We start from the raw sequence: 14,551 nt of genomic DNA on the forward strand, positions 1-14,551 counted from the left end.
CACTCAGGCTACCGGATGGATCGATCGATCTACTCTGCTATCGTACGGACTAGAGCGATCGATCCATCTAGGGAAGGCTGATGTCATGAGTGACGCGTTCGTACGTGATGCGCACCCCGGTTTCGCGCGCATGTTCGGCGAGGGGAAGCTGACGGTCGGTCTCTTCCTGCCGCTGTGGCAGTACGCGGGTGACATGAAGGCCATGGCCGGCCAGGCGGAGGCCATCAAGCGCGCCGACGAGGCGGAGTTCTCGGCCGTGTGGGTGCGCGACGTGCCGCTGTTCGACCCCGGGTTCGGCGACGCCGGCCAGGTCTTCGACCCCTGGACCTACCTCGCCTGGCTGGCCGCGCACACCAAGCGGGTCTCGCTGGCCGCCGGCAGCGCCATCTTCACCCTGCGCCACCCCATCGACCTGGCCAAGCAGGCCGCCTCGATCGACCACCTCAGCGGCGGGCGCGTCGTGCTGGGCGCCGCCTCCGGCGACCGCGCCTCCGAGTTCCCCGCGTACGGCATCGACCACGCGACGCGCGGCGAGCGCTACCGCGACGCCGTGACCTGGTTCCGCGAGCTGACCGAGGCCAAGAACCCCTCCATCAGCTCCAGCCTGGGCCGCTTCGGTGGCGGCGTGGACGTGCTCCCGAAGCCGGTGGCCGGGCGCATCCCGCTGCTCGTCACGGGCTCCTCGCAGCAGAAGCCGCAGTGGATCGCGGAGAACGCCGACGGCTGGCTGGTCTACCCGGGCGCCACGGCCACCCCGGCCGGCCCGAAGGCGCTGGGCCAGAAGGCCGCCGCGTGGCGCGAGCTCATCCCCGGCGGCCAGTTCAAGCCGGTGGCCACCAACGAGTGGATCGACCTGGTCGAGGACCGGAAGTACAAGCCCACGCCGCTGCGCGGCGGGTTCGTCCTGCGCACCGGCTCCGACGGCCTCATCGAGCTGCTCCAGCGCTGGCAGGACGCCGGCGTCAACCACGCCGCGCTCGGCGTGCAGCACGGCCGCCGGCCGGCCGCCGAGGCCGTGGCCCAACTGGCCGAGGAGGTCGTCCCGCACTTCCCCGCCCTGGCCGGGCCCGCGCCGCACCAGCCGACGTGGTGACCGAGTCCGTCACGCGTACCGCGCCCGAGGTGCGAGGCGCTGACGCCGAGGAGTTCCGTGCCGTGATGCGGCACTTCCCCACCGGCGTCACCGTGCTGACCACCATCGGGCCCGCGGGACCACACGGCATGACGGCGAACGCGGTGATGTCGCTGTCGCTGCACCCGCCCACGGCGCTGGCCGCGGTCAACCACGAGACGAACACGTACGCCATCCTGCGGAACGCGTCGAGCTTCGCGATCAACTTCCTGGCCGCCGACCAGGAGGAACTCGCGGTGCTCTTCGCGCGCTCCAACCCGCGGGAGGACCCCTTCGACCGGGTCGCGTGGCGGCCGTCGCCCGAGACGGGGGACCCGGTGCTCGCCGCGAGCGTGGCCGTCCTGGAGTGCCGCCTGGAGCAGCGCATCCCGGTGGCGGACCACAGCCTGATGGTCGGCGCCGTCGCCGGCTCGTACATCCACCGGCCCGACGCCGCCCCGCTCGTCTTCACCCGGGGCGGCTTCCGGACCGTGACCGGGTCACCTCTCCAGCACGAGGAAAAAGATGCCTGAGCCCCAACGGAAAACGCTGGGCGAACTCGACCTCTTCACCGGCGCCCCGCAGCACGAGCGCTTCAGTCGGCTGCAAAGGCTCCTGCCCACGAGCGAGTTGACCCCCGCCGCCCGGCCGTACACCTGGCCGCACGGCGAGTCGCTCAGCCTGCCGGAGACCTTCGCGTTCGACGGCACCGAGCTGTCGTGCGAGGAGTTCCTCACGGACACCGACACCGCGGCGCTGCTGGTGCTGGTGGACGGCGCGATCAGGTACGAGCGCTACACCCTCACCGGCGGCGTGGACGCGCAGTGGCTGTCGATGTCGATAGCCAAGAGCTACGTCTCCGCGCTCGTCGGGATCGCCGTCGCGGACGGGCACATAGCCGGGGTCGACGACCCGATCAGCTCCTACGTGCCGGTGCCGGCGGGCTCCGCGTACGACGGGGTGTCGATCAGGGACGTGCTCCAGATGTCCTCCGGCGCCCGGTGGAACGAGGACTACAGCGACCCGTCCTCGGACTTCAACCGGCTCACCGGCGCCACCCTGGAGGGCTTCGCCGAGGGCCTGGAGCGCGAGAGCGAGCCCGGCACCGTGTGCCGCTACAACTCGGCCGAGACCCAGTTGCTGGGCACCCTCCTGGCCCGGGCCACCGGTCGCTCGCTCACCGCGTACACGCAGGAGAAGCTGTGCGAGCCGCTGGGCATGGAGGCGCCCGGCTACTGGCTGGTGGACCCCGCGGGGACCGAGCTGGCCTACGCCGGGCTCAACCTGACCGCGCGCGACTACGCCAAGTTCGGCGAGCTGTACCGCAACGGCGGCGTGTGGCAGGGGCGGCGGATCGTGCCCGAGCAGTGGGTGCGGGACTCGGTCACGGTCGCTGCCGACCACCTGGCGCCCGGCGGCCCGATCATCGCCGACCACGCCGTCGACGTCGGCTACGGCTACCAGTGGTGGCTCCCCGAGGGCGACCAGGGCGAGTTCAGCGCGATCGGCGTGTACAACCAGTTCCTCTACGTCGCCCCCGCTCACCGGGCCACCATCGTGAAGCTGTCCGCCAACCGGCGGTACGGCACCACGACCGGTGAGCAGAGCAACCGCGAGATGGAGACGGTGGCGTTCCTGCGCGCGGTGGCGCGGCACGCCGCCTGAGGCACGCGGCCCCGCGACCGACGGCTGGGCCGACGGTCACGGGGCCAGGCTCTCCCGGGCGGGGCGCGCGTGCCGGCCGCCGGTGCGGCGACCAGCGCGCACGCCCCCGCCCGGCCGCCGCGCTGGCGCGCCGACCGGGCGGGTGGGCCGCGGCGGCCGTGGCCGCGCGGCCCGTGGCTGGATCAGGCGGTCTCCCGGATGGCGCGGGCCAGGATGCGCAGGCCCTCGTCCAGTTGCTCGGTCGAGATGGTCAGCGCCGGCAGCAGCTTGACCACCTCGCTCTGCGGCCCCGAGGTCTCCACGATCAGCCCCAGCTCGAAGGCGCGGGCGCACACCTTGGTGGCCCGCTCCTTGTCGGCGAACTCCACGCCCCACACCAGGCCACGGCCCCGGACGCTGACGATGGAGCGCCGGTGCTCGTCGGCCATGGCCAGCAGGCTGGTCTCCACGACCTCGCCGCGGGCCAGGGTCTGCTTCTCCATCTGGCCGTCGGCCCAGTAGGTGTCGAGGGTGGCGGCGGCGGTGACGAAGGCGGGGTTGTTGCCGCGGAAGGTGCCGTTGTGCTCGCCGGGCTCCCAGATGTCGAGTTCGGGCTTGAAGAGGGTCAGGGCCATGGGCAGGCCGTAGCCGCTGATCGACTTCGAGACCGTGACGATGTCCGGGATGATGCCGGCCTCCTCGAAGGAGAAGAAGGCGCCGGTGCGTCCGCAGCCCATCTGGATGTCGTCGACGATGAGCAGCATGTCGCGGCGCTTGCACAGGTCGGCCAGTTCGCGCAGCCACTGCGCGCGGGCGACGTTGATGCCGCCCTCGCCCTGCACCGTCTCCACGATCACGGCCGCCGGGTAGTTGAACCCGGAGCCCGAGTCCTCGAGCAGCCGCTCGAACCACAGGAAGTCCGGGGTGCGGCCCTGGAGGTAGTTGTCGAACGGCATCGGCGTGCCGTGCACCAACGGCACCCCGGCGCCGGCGCGCTTGAAGGAGTTGCCGGTGACGGCCAGCGAGCCGAGCGACATGCCGTGGAAGGCGTTGGTGAAGGAGACGATCGACTCGCGGCCCTTGACCTTGCGGGCCAGCTTCAGCGCGGACTCCACCGCGTTGGTGCCGGTCGGGCCCGGGAACATCACCTTGTACGGCAGGTCGCGCGGGCGCAGGATGATGCTCTGGAACTTCTCCAGAAAGCTCCGCTTGGCCGTGGTCGACATGTCCAGGCCGTGCGTGATCCCGTCGCGTTCGATGTAGTCGATTAACGCGCGCTTGAGCACCGGGTTGTTGTGGCCGTAGTTGAGCGATCCGGCCCCGGCGAAGAAGTCCAGGTAGGTGTGGCCGTCCTCGTCGTACATGCGGCTGCCCTGCGCCCGGTCGAACACGGTGGGCCAGCTCCGGCAGTAGCTGCGCACCTCCGACTCCAGGGTTTCGAAAACGCTCAGGTCAGGGGGCGTGATGGTCACAGCATCCTCCGAGGGGGAACAAGGGGAAGGATCGAGAAGCCGTGTGGTGTGCGGGCTGCTGCGCAGTGCAGTGGGTCGCGGTCGCGGAGGCGGCCCTGGGGCTTGTCGACGAAGGGACTTCGGTGGCGGCCCCGGTCGTCCGACCGGCGCCGCCACCCGTGGTGCAGCAAGGGGACCGGCACGTGGTCCGCGCACGCCCCCGGCGGTGTGGCAGGTGGTGGCACCCCTAGGCGCCGCGCGACCGACGGGCGGCCGACACGGCGAGCAGGGCGTAGATGGAGGCCGTGGCCGTGCCAGGGCCGAGCAGCAGGAGGGCGACGCTCCAGTCGAGCGCGGCGGCCAGGCTGAGGGCGGCCAACGCGATGACGGCCGCCACCGCGATCCCCCGCCGCTCGGGGCCTCGGGCCGCCCCCGCCCCGGTGGCTCCGGGACACAGGTGCCGCCAACGGGCCCCCACGGCAAGCAGGTTGGTCAGACAGTAGGAGGCGAGGACGAGGGCGGCGAACCACCCGATGACCGTCTCGCCGGCCTGGCCCCCGGGCGGCGCGGCGTCCCGGGGAGACAGCAACACGACGTACAGCAGGGTCGGCGCCGCGAGGCCCAACACGATTCCCAGCGTGCCGGCGGCGGGGGAGGAGCGCAGGGACGGCACCGTCGACTCGAGACCCACCCACGCGAAGAGCAGCGGTACGACGAGCAGCAGCGCCCCGCCCGGGAACGAGTCGCCCGTGTCGAGCGACAGCGACCGGGGCGAGAGCCACCACAGCGCGGCCAGCGCCAGGACCACCACCGTCCGCGCGCTCCGCACCGCGGGCGACGGCGTCACCCCGGCCCAGGCCAGCACCGCGGCCAGCAGCAGCACGGCCACCCCGAGGACGTAGGCCGTCGGGCCGGAGCCGGCGAACTCGCCGGCCGCACCGACCACGACGGCCTGTCCGATGGCGAAGCCGCCGAAGTACAGGCCGTGCACGACGTACGCCACGCCCGGCCCGGCCCGCTCCCGCACGAACTCCGCCGCCCCCAGCCCGCGCGTCCCGCCGGCGGCCCCGACCCACAGGGCCCAGGCCAACAACGCCCCGGCGAGGACGAGCGAGGCCGATCCGCTCTTCGACACGGGTGCCAGTGCCGCGGGTACCAGCAGTGTTCCCGCTCCCAGAACCGCGGTCGTGCTACCGAACGCGGTGCGCACGACACTCATGCCGGCCCAGCTCACCCGAGCTTGTGGAAGACGTCCGGCAGCGGGGTCCTCACCTGCCGGCCCGCGGGCACCAGCAGCAGGTCCGCCAGCTCGGGCCAGCTCGGCATCCGCGTCGCCACGTCCACCGGGATGTCCAGGTGCTTGGCGATCAGGTGGGCCCACCCCGGCATCAGCGGCGCGGCCAGCACCGACACCAGCGCCAGCGTCTCCACGTGCGTCACCAGGCGCGAGGCGTACGCCCGCTGACCCTCCTCGGAACCCTCGGCCGCGCCGCGCGCCTCGTTCAGCCGCGGCAGGTCCTTCACGGCCCGGTCGATGGTGGCCGCCAGCTCACCCGCGGCGCGCTGCGGCGAGAACGAGTTGGCCGACAGCGAGACGGCGATGGCCTTGGGGAGTTCCAGCAGCGAGATGGTCAGCGGCTCGGTCAGGCCGTCGTGCTCGGGCACCGTCGAACCGAAGTCCTCGGCCAGCAGCGAGAACACCGTCTGCGCCCACCGCTGCAACCCGTCGACGAGGATCGTCTCCACCGAGTTGACGAGCTCCTTCATCGCGAAGTTGCCCTGCTCCCGCTCCGGCCCGGTCAGGCACAGGTGGAAGCGCAGCGCGTCCGCGTTGACCTGGTGCAGGAACTCCCCGCCCCAGATCGCGTGGCCCCGGCTGGTGGAGAACTTGTCGCCCTCCAACCGGTAGAACTCGTTGGTGATCACCTGGCTCGGCAGCGTGTAGTCGCCGTGCGCCAGCAGCAGCGCCGGCCACAGCACCGCGTGCGAGAAGGAGCAGTCGAAACCGAGGAAATTGACGATCCTGGTATCCGGGTCGGACCACTGTTCCTGCCACAGCCCCGGCTGCCCCTGGGCCTCGGTCAGGCAGGCGGTCCCGGCCAGGTAGCCGCAGATGCCGCTGAACCAGGTGTCCAGGATGTGCCCCTCCCAGCCGTCCAGCGGCACCGGGATGCCGTAGTCGGCCTGCCGGCTGATCGGGGTGAGCGGCAGCTCGTTCTCGAACAACGTGTCAAGGTAGGCGCGCAGCCGGGGCCGCCACTGGCCGCCGTTCTCCGCGTAGTAGGCGAGCAACTGCTCGCGGTACTCGTCCAACGGGAAGACGATGCGCTGGAGCGTGGTCAGCTCCGGCGTCTCCCAGCAGGCCGTGCACTTCGCGGCGCCCAGCGCGCCGGACTCCTGGGCTAGGCCGCACGCCTCGCAGTAGATGCCGTCCGACGGCGCGGCGCAGAACTGGCACTCGCCGCGGACCTCGGCCTCGTACAGGTAGCGCTCGCACCGAGGGCAGTGGAACACCGGCAGCTCGACGACCTTGAGCTTGCCCGCCTCCCAGAGCCGGGTGAAGAAGCTCTGGACGATCTCGGTGTGCTTGGGCGTCATCAGCGGACGGGTGAACCAGTCGTGGTGCATCGAGCCCAGCGAGAGGGTCTCCTCCATCCGGTTGCCGAACAGCAACGCGGTCTCGTGCGGAGTGGACCCGATCTCGGCGGCGCGGCGCGGCACATAGCAGGAGTGCTCGTCCGAGTAGCCGACGTAGCGCACCTCGTGGCCGCGCTGGCGCAGGTGCCGGCTCAGCACGTCCGCGCCGAGGAAGGGACCGGATATGTGACCCAGGTGCAGGTCCCCGTTGGGGTTGGGCGGCGCGCTGGTGACGATGTAGGTGTTCACGAAACGCTGCTTCCTTCCGCGATACGGAGGGCGGAGACGACGTCGTCCGACGCATGGGGGTACGTGATGCCGGCCCCGATACGGGCGTCCGGCGGCAGATCGTCCAGAATCACGGCGTGCGCGCCGATCCGGGTGTTCACGCCGATGCACACCGGGCCGAGCACGCTGGCCCCGGTGCAGATGATCACGCCGTCCTCCACCACCGGGTGGCGGCGCGAACGGGCGGGTCGCTTCAGGTCCTTCCACCAACCCACCGAGCCGAGGGTGACCTGGTGGTAGAGCATCACATCGTCGCCGATGCGGACCGTCTCCCCGATGACCACGCCGGTGCCGTGGTCGATGAAGAAGCGCCGGCCGATCGTCGCGCCCGGGTGGATCTCGATCCCGCTGACCGCCCGCGCCATCAGCGACAACGCGCGCGCCAGGGTGCGGTTGCCGCGCTTCCACAGGCGGTTGGCCAGCCGGTAGGTCCACAGGGCGTGGATGTGCGGGTACAGCAGGACCTCTCGGTTGCTGCGCGCCGCCGGGTCCTTGGCACGAACGGTGGCGAGGTCCTCGCGCAGCATCTCTAACACGGACTTATATGTGGGCATACGGAGCCTCCGGCGTGATCAGGTTGCCGTTCGCGAAACGCTGCGGTCGGTAGGGCTCCAGCAGCGGCTCGCCGGCCTTGCCGATGACGGCCTCGCCCTCGCTTATCTCTCGTGCGGCCAACTCGGCCACGGCGGGCGCCAACTTGAAACCGCCGCCGCTGAAGCCGAGGGCCAGGTACAGCCCGTCGGGCCCGGCCGGGCCGATCACGGGTCGCTTGTCCGGGGTGTAGCCGTCGTAGCCGGCGCGGGTGCCGACCAGCGGGGCGTTGGTCACGGCCGGCACCCGGCGGGAGACCGCGGCCACCGCCGCGTTCACCTCGTCACCGGTCAGCGGGGCGGCGCCCTGCTCCAGGTCCACGTCCGGGTGGCTCTGCACACCGAAGAAGAACCGGTCCGTGCCGCCGGGCCGGAAGTAGCTGCCGATGGTGTCGTCGATGCAGGTCGGGAGCTGGTTGTCGGAGCCACGGCGGCCGGCGCCGGGCAGCGCGACCTGGGCCAGACCGATCCGGCGGGGCACCACCGGGACCTCGACCCCGAGGTGGGCGGCCGACTCGGCCCCCCAGGCGCCGCTGGTCAGCACGACCAACGGCGCCTCGATGCGGCCCGCCGAGGTCTCCACCCCGGTCACCGCGCCCTCGCGCTCCAGCACCCGGACGACCCGCGTGCCCTCGGCCTCGCTGACCCCGATCCGGCGCGCCGCCGCGATCAGCGAGGTGGCCGTGGCGGCCGGGTCCGCGTAACCGCCGGAGGGCTCGTACGCCACGGCGGCCACGCCCGCCAGGTCCAGGCCGGGAAAGAGGGTCCCGGCCTGGTCCGGGTCGATGACCTCGACCCGCTCGTAGGACAGCGCCTCGGCGGCGACGGCGGTGTTCACCCGCAGCGCCGCCACGTGCTCCTCGCCCACCAGCATCGCGAAGCCGGTGCGCCGGTACCCGCAGTCGCCCCCGATGACCTCGCCCCACTGCTCGAAGGTGGGCAGGCTGAGCGCGGTCAGCCGGGTGTCGCAGGCCGTCGTGTGGTGCAGGCGCAGCAGCCCGCCCGAGCGGGCCGTCGCGCCCTGGGAGGCGATCCGGCTCTGCTCGCACACGACGACCCGTTCCAGGCCGGCGAGGGCGAGGTGGTAGGCGATGGCCGCCCCGATCACGCCGCCGCCGACGATGACGGCGTCCGCGCTCCGGGTAGCGGTCACTGACTCGGCCCGGTGGCGTCGTCCTCGATGCCGAACTCGGCCGCCCACTTGGCGCGCTCGGCGGCGATGGCCTCCGCGCTGCCCCACCAGATGGTGACGAACCGCAGTCGGGTGTCGCCGTCGTTGGTCAGCGCGTGGTCCTTGAACGGCGTCATCAGGATCGTGTCACCGGGGCTCACCCGGCGCTCCTCGTCGCCGAGGCGCAGCACGCCGGTGCCCTCGGTGATGAAGAACATCTCGTACTCGTCGTGGTTGTGCGGCGTGGAGGTCGCACCGGGCGCCACATCGACCCAGGCGCCGCCCCAGAACGGGGTCTCCGGGACCGCCTCCTCCCACGGGAAGATGCGCCGGCCGCTGACGTTGAACTTCTCCTCGAAGGTCATGTCTTCCGGGCGTGTGGTGAAGAAGTGCACGATTGATTCCTCTCCTGAGCAGTGCTGTTCCGACGGTGCTAGACGACGAGGGCGGCGGAGGCGGCCTGCTGCTGGCGCGCGATGGTGGCCCGCAGGTCGCGGTGGACGGTGTCCGCCTTGGTCGCCATCTGACTGAAGGACGTCGCGCTGGCGATGCCGTGCCGCCACTCGGTCATTCCGTCGAGGTAGATGCCGACCGTGCAGCGGTCGCTGTTCTCGGCGCGGTAGGCGCGGGTGACGTTGAGGAGTCCGTCGGCGTCGTGCGACAGGTGGGGGGCGAAGGGCTCAAGCGCCGTCGGGAACTGCGGCTCCGTGTACCCGGTGCACAGGATCACCGCGTCGGCCTCGATGGCGCCCGCCTCCTCCGTGTACACCTCGGAGGTCGTCAGCCGCACCCCGCTCTCGGAGACCGCGAGGTCGGTGACCTCGACGCGGCGGTGCATGTGCAGCCGGTTGGTGCCGGACAACCGGTCCTGGTAGGCCGCCTGGTAGAGGGCGGTGGACACGTCGGGGTCCACGGCCGAGTAGTTGGTGGCGCGGGCGTGCGCGAGCGCTCGCTCCCGGGCGTCGCCCTCCAGGCCGTAGAAGTAGTCCGTCTCGGCGGGGAAGTACGCCTCGTTGCTGAAGTGGCCGAGTTCGTACATCTTGAAGCCGCCGTGCCGCACCAGCGAGTGGATCTGCGCGTCGGGGTGCGCGTTCGCCAGGTACAGGATGATCTCACCCGCGGTCTGGCCGGCACCGATGATCGCGAAGCGCGGCGCCCGGCCCAGGTTCTCGCGCAGCGCGGTCATCCGGGGCAGGAACTCGCTGGCGTGGAAGACGCGCTCGCCGACGTGCTTCTGGAAGGACTCCGGCACGTACGGGACGTGGCCGGTGGCCAGCACCACGTTGCGGCTCAGGTGCTCGTGGGTGGTGCCGTCCCGGGGGTCGCGGCTGATCACCCGCGCGGTGCGGACGGTGCCGTCGGCGTCGGTGACGGGCTCGACGCGCAGCACCTCCCGGTGGTACTCGGCCTGCCTGCGCACCTGGGCCGCGGCCCACTGCACGTACTCCGACCACTCCAGGCGGCTCACGTACCCGCCCAGCAGCGTGAACGGGTAGAAACGCCCGCTTTGCATGAGGAAGTTGGTGAAGGAGAAGCGGGAGCGGGGGTCGCGCGGGGTGGCGAGGTCGCGCAGGAAGTGGTGCTGGATGTCGGTGCCCGGCAGGACCTGGTTGGGCTGCCAGGCCGACGTCGCGCTCCGTTCCAGGTAGACCGCGTCCAGGGGGCCGGTTCCCTGATGGGCGTCGTCGTGGTCCTCGATAGCGGCGGCGAGCGAGATGCCAGAGGGGCCGAATCCGGCCACCACAACGTCGTGGATGTGCATGTTGGGGTTTCTCCCGTCGAAGGTCGCGGTCCGGTGGATCAGAGGGCGATCGGGACAGAGTCCGAGGGGTCGTCCAGCTTCTCGCCCAGCCGGGCGGCCAGTCCCTCGGCGAGGGTCCCGGTACGCAGCGACAGCAGGCTGAACGAGCCGGCGTCGCCGATGCCGTGGCTGGACTCGCACAGGCCGTTGAGGAACAGCGGCGGGAGCGCGTTCTCGTCCTCGTTGGAGACCAGCGCGTAGTCGCGGCTGACCTCGAGGCGACCGTCCAGCTCCTTCTTGAGGTGCTGCGCGACGGGGGCCAGCAGCGGCGGGAACAGCTCCTCGTGCGGACCCGGACCCATGTTGCGGAAACCGGTGGCCAACACCACGAAGTCGACCTCGTCGCGCACCTGCTCGCCGGTGTGCAGCTCCTCGAAGTCGATGACCACGCTCTTGTCGTTGGGCACGACGGAGGTGGCCTGGAGGTTGCCCTTCACGAACAGCCGCTGGTCGCCGTCGAGCTGCTGCTCGTAGATGGCCAGGTACAGCTCCTTGAGCACGTCACCGTCGGCCGACGAGTAGTTGGTGGGCTGCATGTACGCGTCCAGCGCGCGGCGGCTCTCCCGCGAGGCGTTGAAGTAGTACTCGGTGAACTCGGGGAAATAGCCCTCTTCGCTGAACGGGCTGGTGTCCTTGAGCCGCAGCGAGTACGAGCGCGGATAGGTCATCACCCGGGTTCCGGGGAATTGCCGGTGCAGGTCGAGCGCGAGCTCGACGGCGCTCTGACTGCCACCGATCACCGCGACGGCCTTCGGCGGTTCGTCGGCGGTGAGTTCCTTGAGCCGCGGCAGGTACTGGGTGAGGTGGAAGACGCGGTTGCTCTCCGCGGCGGCGGCGTCGTACGGGGTGGGCACATAGGGCGTACGACCGGGTGCCATGACCACGGAGCGGCTCAGGTACCTGCGGCCGGAACCGGTGGTGACCTCCCAGACGCGCTCGCCGGCGTTCTCCACCACCTCGATGCCGACGGCGTACTGACCGCAGTCCACCTGGTGGGAGAAGAAGCTCGCCGCCCAGCGGATGTAGCCGGCGTACTCCTTGCGCAGCGGGAACTCGATCGGGAGGTTGAAGTGCTTGAGCAACCGCCCCTGTTCGTGCAGGTAGTTGATGAAGCTGTAGCGGCTGCGCGGGTTCCGCAGCGTCACCAGGTCGCGGCTCGGGTGGTTCTGGATGTCGGAGCCGTCGAGGAGCATGCCGGGCTGCCAGTCGGGCGTCGGGCGAGCCTCAAGAAACCGTATGTCCAGGCTTGGATACTTCTCCTCTAATGCGATTGCCAAGGCAAGGTTGGCAGGGCCGAAGCCAACACCGAGAACGTCGTGCACACGCGCAGGAAAAGACATGACAATTCTCCTCTTACTCGCATTGAGTTCAAGCCTAACGCTGAGGGCGTCGCGAATTGAGAACAAGCCCTGCAGGTGAGTCAAACCGTATGCAGCTTTGGCGCGACATGCAGACAGGTTGCAGCGCAACCTGTCGGTACTTTCCTGGGCAGCCCAAAGGCTTCTCCGGGCTGTACTAAAGGGGGCGCTGTAGCGGCTCTCGGGCCGGCGTCAGATGCCTTCGAAAACCCGTAGAGAGGGGCGGGTTCGAGAGGCGCGTCGATGCCGGATTTGACCGAGAATCAAGAGTTCCGCTTATCCACTCTTGCGGCAGCGAAGCTCCGCAGTCAAAGGGATTCACTGGTAACCGATAGCGACGATCACAGGCTGACGCCCGTCAGAAGGCGGCCGACGGGACCTTCATTGTTGGGCGCTGGAATTACTGTACCCCAAGGTCGCTAGCAACTGACGCTAAGTCCTTGTTTTTTGCGCATGGGTTGTAGCATGATCAACCACCATGGACAGAATTGATCGCATGATCCTCCATGAGCTTGAACAGGACGGTCGGTTAACCAATGCTGATCTTGCTGCCAAGGTGGGATTGACCCCGACGCCGTGCCTCCGGCGCGTCAGGAACCTGGAAAGAATTGGGGTCATACGCGGTTACCGAGCGGATCTGGATGGCAGTTTCCTGGACTCGGGATTCCAGCCCTTCGCCACGGTGGCGCTGAAACAAGGGGATTGGCATCTTATGACCGAATTTGAGGCCAAGGTGGCGGCCCTACCCCAGGTACTGGAAGCGCACCGGCTCTTTGGTGACCCGGACTACCTGCTGCGTATCGCGGTGGCGGACATCACGGCCTATGAGCGGTTCTACGCCGAAACCCTGTGCCGGTTGCCCGGAGTCGCGCAAGTGACGACGCACTTAACCATGAAGGTAGTCAAGGGCAACCGGGGGCTACTCGCGGGACATGAGTGATATCACACCCGGTGCCGAGGCGAACGCTTGCTTTCGATGAGGGCGAGATCGCCGCATGGAGACGTTTGAAGCCCTGGGAGCGATACGACATCGCTCCCGGGCGATCCATCCGCGGGCAGCTCGACCACGGCCTGGCGCCGCGTCGATTCGCGCTTGAGGTGACTATGTCAAGACTGCGAGATCGGTGAGGAAGCGCTGGTCACAGCGGGTATATGGGGGCCGGGCCGGCGTATGGCGCGTTCGGCCCACAATTCATTGATAAGCGTGGAAATAGGGTTGGCCAAATCGAGCGCGGCCGGGCTCGGTTGGTGCCGTCGATAGCGATCACAAAGCGCACGCACAGCGTACACTCACCGTTCATGACGGTTGATCTACGGCAATTCCGCTACTTCATAGGCGTCGCTGAGGAAGGCAACTTCACCCGGGCGTCGGGCCGGCTCAAAGTCGCCCAACCATCGCTCTCCCGGCAGATCCGCCAGTTGGAGCGGGAACTTGGGTTACAACTCCTGATCCGACATCCGCACGGCGTCACTCTGAGTGCCGCCGGGGCGGAGTTCCTCGTGAACGCCCGCGTTGCGGTTGCGGCGTTCGACGAGGCAATCGGCGCGGCGCAGCTCGCGGCCGAAGGCAAGAGCGGTCGTCTCAAGGTGGGCTTCCTGGTTGCCGCGGCCCTTGAATTCACTCCGCTCGTGCTACAGATGTTCCGCAAGCGCTTCCCCGATGTCAAGGTCGAGGTGCGTGAGTTTGACTTTAATGACACATCGGCGGGGCTGGCGGATCGCGCGACAGACGTTGCCTTCCTTCGCCTCCCGCATCAGACCTCGGGTTTGGATCACTTGGTCTTCACTGAGGAACGACTGGTTGCCGCCATGCCGGTCGATCACCCGCTCGCGCACAGCGTCGAGGTCAGTGTTGCCCAGTTGCTCAAAGAACCACTCATCGCGCCACCAGGAAATGGGGCGTGGCGAGATTTTTGGATGTTCAACGATCAACGCGGTGACGCTCCGGAAGTCGTGGGTGTCGAAGCCGCTTCTTTCGAAAGCGAGCTGCAAGCCGCAGCGGCCGGTCACGGGGTCAGTATCACCACCGAGGGCGCGTGCCGCTTCTATAATCGGCCTGACCTGGTGTTCGTCAGCATCCGCGACGCTCCCATGTCCACCATCGCCCTGGCCTGGCGCGCGGACAGCCTCTCGCCGCCCCTGCGGCAGTTCATCGCCGTCGCGAAAGAGGCCATCGAGCAGCAGTCGGGCAGTACGTAACCCCCGGACATCGTTGCCTGTACAGCACGCGTGATGTGTCCACCCGCTGCCCCCTCCACGCCCTTCGCTTCCCGGCACGGATCCGGTGTGACCTGCGACGCTCGCCGCTCCCCACAGCGTGAACCCGCGTCGACGTCATGACCGCCGTGACCCTCCTGCCCCTCCTGACACCATCCCGGCCCACACGACCAGCCGCAACACCCCCTCGGCCCGCTCGTGGGCACCTGCGTCCCGTCAGCCACTTACATGGCCAAAACGCATGGGTCGGCACGGTCGCACCCGCATCATCGGGCGCACCCGC

Annotated in this window: 13 protein-coding genes; 5 read left to right on the forward strand and 8 right to left on the reverse strand. The window is 69.5% G+C overall.

Translation table 11 applies throughout. The annotated features are described in order from the left end of the window. Positions 1-85 precede the first annotated feature (85 nt). Genes H7H31_RS25390 through H7H31_RS25400 form a run of 3 tightly spaced genes read left to right on the forward strand, consistent with a single transcriptional unit; the run spans position 86 to position 2,776 of the window. Positions 86-1,093: an LLM class oxidoreductase gene (locus H7H31_RS25390; RefSeq protein ID WP_176161456.1), complete on the forward strand. Its 1,008-nt coding sequence runs from the start codon at positions 86-88 to the stop codon at positions 1,091-1,093. Continuing rightward, positions 1,090-1,644 carry a flavin reductase family protein gene (locus H7H31_RS25395; protein WP_187118093.1) on the forward strand — a complete coding sequence of 185 codons (555 nt, stop codon included), beginning with the start codon at positions 1,090-1,092 and terminating at the stop codon, positions 1,642-1,644. Before H7H31_RS25390 ends, H7H31_RS25395 begins: the two co-directional genes overlap by 4 nt. Next, positions 1,637-2,776, forward strand: a complete 1,140-nt coding sequence (locus H7H31_RS25400) for a serine hydrolase domain-containing protein (protein ID WP_187064291.1) — start codon at positions 1,637-1,639, stop codon at positions 2,774-2,776. Before H7H31_RS25395 ends, H7H31_RS25400 begins: the two co-directional genes overlap by 8 nt. Positions 2,777-2,958: 182 nt before the next feature. On the opposite strand, the gene ectB is transcribed toward H7H31_RS25400, so the two are convergent. The 8 genes from ectB to H7H31_RS25440 form a co-directional block, all read right to left on the reverse strand. Beyond that, on the reverse strand, positions 2,959-4,227 hold the full coding sequence (gene ectB, locus H7H31_RS25405; RefSeq protein ID WP_187064292.1) for a diaminobutyrate--2-oxoglutarate transaminase: 1,269 nt from the start codon (positions 4,225-4,227) through the stop codon (positions 2,959-2,961). A gap of 226 nt (positions 4,228-4,453) precedes the next feature. Then, positions 4,454-5,341 carry a hypothetical protein gene (locus tag H7H31_RS25410; RefSeq protein ID WP_187064293.1) on the reverse strand — a complete coding sequence of 296 codons (888 nt, stop codon included), beginning with the start codon at positions 5,339-5,341 and terminating at the stop codon, positions 4,454-4,456. Positions 5,342-5,436: 95 nt separating this feature from the next. After that, complete coding sequence (locus H7H31_RS25415; RefSeq protein WP_187064294.1) at positions 5,437-7,092, reverse strand: methionine--tRNA ligase; 1,656 nt, start codon at positions 7,090-7,092, stop codon at positions 5,437-5,439. Beyond that, on the reverse strand, positions 7,089-7,685 hold the full coding sequence (epsC, locus tag H7H31_RS25420) for a serine O-acetyltransferase EpsC (protein WP_187064295.1): 597 nt from the start codon (positions 7,683-7,685) through the stop codon (positions 7,089-7,091). Before epsC ends, H7H31_RS25415 begins: the two co-directional genes overlap by 4 nt. Further along, on the reverse strand, positions 7,672-8,874 hold the full coding sequence (locus H7H31_RS25425; RefSeq protein WP_187064296.1) for an NAD(P)/FAD-dependent oxidoreductase: 1,203 nt from the start codon (positions 8,872-8,874) through the stop codon (positions 7,672-7,674). Before H7H31_RS25425 ends, epsC begins: the two co-directional genes overlap by 14 nt. Continuing rightward, positions 8,871-9,287 carry a cupin domain-containing protein gene (locus tag H7H31_RS25430; RefSeq protein ID WP_176161448.1) on the reverse strand — a complete coding sequence of 139 codons (417 nt, stop codon included), beginning with the start codon at positions 9,285-9,287 and terminating at the stop codon, positions 8,871-8,873. Before H7H31_RS25430 ends, H7H31_RS25425 begins: the two co-directional genes overlap by 4 nt. A gap of 38 nt (positions 9,288-9,325) precedes the next feature. After that, complete coding sequence (locus tag H7H31_RS25435; protein WP_187064297.1) at positions 9,326-10,654, reverse strand: SidA/IucD/PvdA family monooxygenase; 1,329 nt, start codon at positions 10,652-10,654, stop codon at positions 9,326-9,328. Between the two features lie 38 nt (positions 10,655-10,692). Continuing rightward, entirely contained in the window at positions 10,693-12,033 is a 1,341-nt protein-coding gene (locus H7H31_RS25440) for a SidA/IucD/PvdA family monooxygenase (protein WP_187064298.1), read from the reverse strand. 514 nt (positions 12,034-12,547) lie between these two features. Here H7H31_RS25440 and H7H31_RS25445 point away from each other — a divergent pair. Further along, positions 12,548-12,991 carry an Lrp/AsnC family transcriptional regulator gene (locus H7H31_RS25445; protein WP_372454704.1) on the forward strand — a complete coding sequence of 148 codons (444 nt, stop codon included), beginning with the start codon at positions 12,548-12,550 and terminating at the stop codon, positions 12,989-12,991. Positions 12,992-13,350: 359 nt separating this feature from the next. After that, the gene (locus H7H31_RS25450; protein WP_187064299.1) at positions 13,351-14,250 is read left to right on the forward strand and encodes a LysR family transcriptional regulator; all 900 of its coding nucleotides are present in this window, start codon (positions 13,351-13,353) and stop codon (positions 14,248-14,250) included. Positions 14,251-14,551: the final 301 nt, after the last annotated feature.

This window comes from Streptomyces buecherae, assembly GCF_014295035.1.
GTDB classification, from domain to species: domain Bacteria; phylum Actinomycetota; class Actinomycetes; order Streptomycetales; family Streptomycetaceae; genus Streptomyces; species Streptomyces youssoufiensis.

What these genes read in the sequence shown, in the direction of transcription:
- H7H31_RS25390 (WP_176161456.1), top strand. Translation starts at nt 86, where the DNA reads ATGAGTGACGCGTTCGTACGTGATGCGCACCCCGGTTTCGCGCGCATG.
- H7H31_RS25400 (WP_187064291.1), top strand. Translation starts at nt 1,637, where the DNA reads ATGCCTGAGCCCCAACGGAAAACGCTGGGCGAACTCGACCTCTTCACC.
- epsC (WP_187064295.1), bottom strand. Translation starts at nt 7,685, where the DNA reads ATGCCCACATATAAGTCCGTGTTAGAGATGCTGCGCGAGGACCTCGCC.
- H7H31_RS25435 (WP_187064297.1), bottom strand. Translation starts at nt 10,654, where the DNA reads ATGCACATCCACGACGTTGTGGTGGCCGGATTCGGCCCCTCTGGCATC.
- H7H31_RS25440 (WP_187064298.1), bottom strand. Translation starts at nt 12,033, where the DNA reads ATGTCTTTTCCTGCGCGTGTGCACGACGTTCTCGGTGTTGGCTTCGGC.
- H7H31_RS25445 (WP_372454704.1), top strand. Translation starts at nt 12,548, where the DNA reads ATGATCCTCCATGAGCTTGAACAGGACGGTCGGTTAACCAATGCTGAT.
- H7H31_RS25450 (WP_187064299.1), top strand. Translation starts at nt 13,351, where the DNA reads ATGACGGTTGATCTACGGCAATTCCGCTACTTCATAGGCGTCGCTGAG.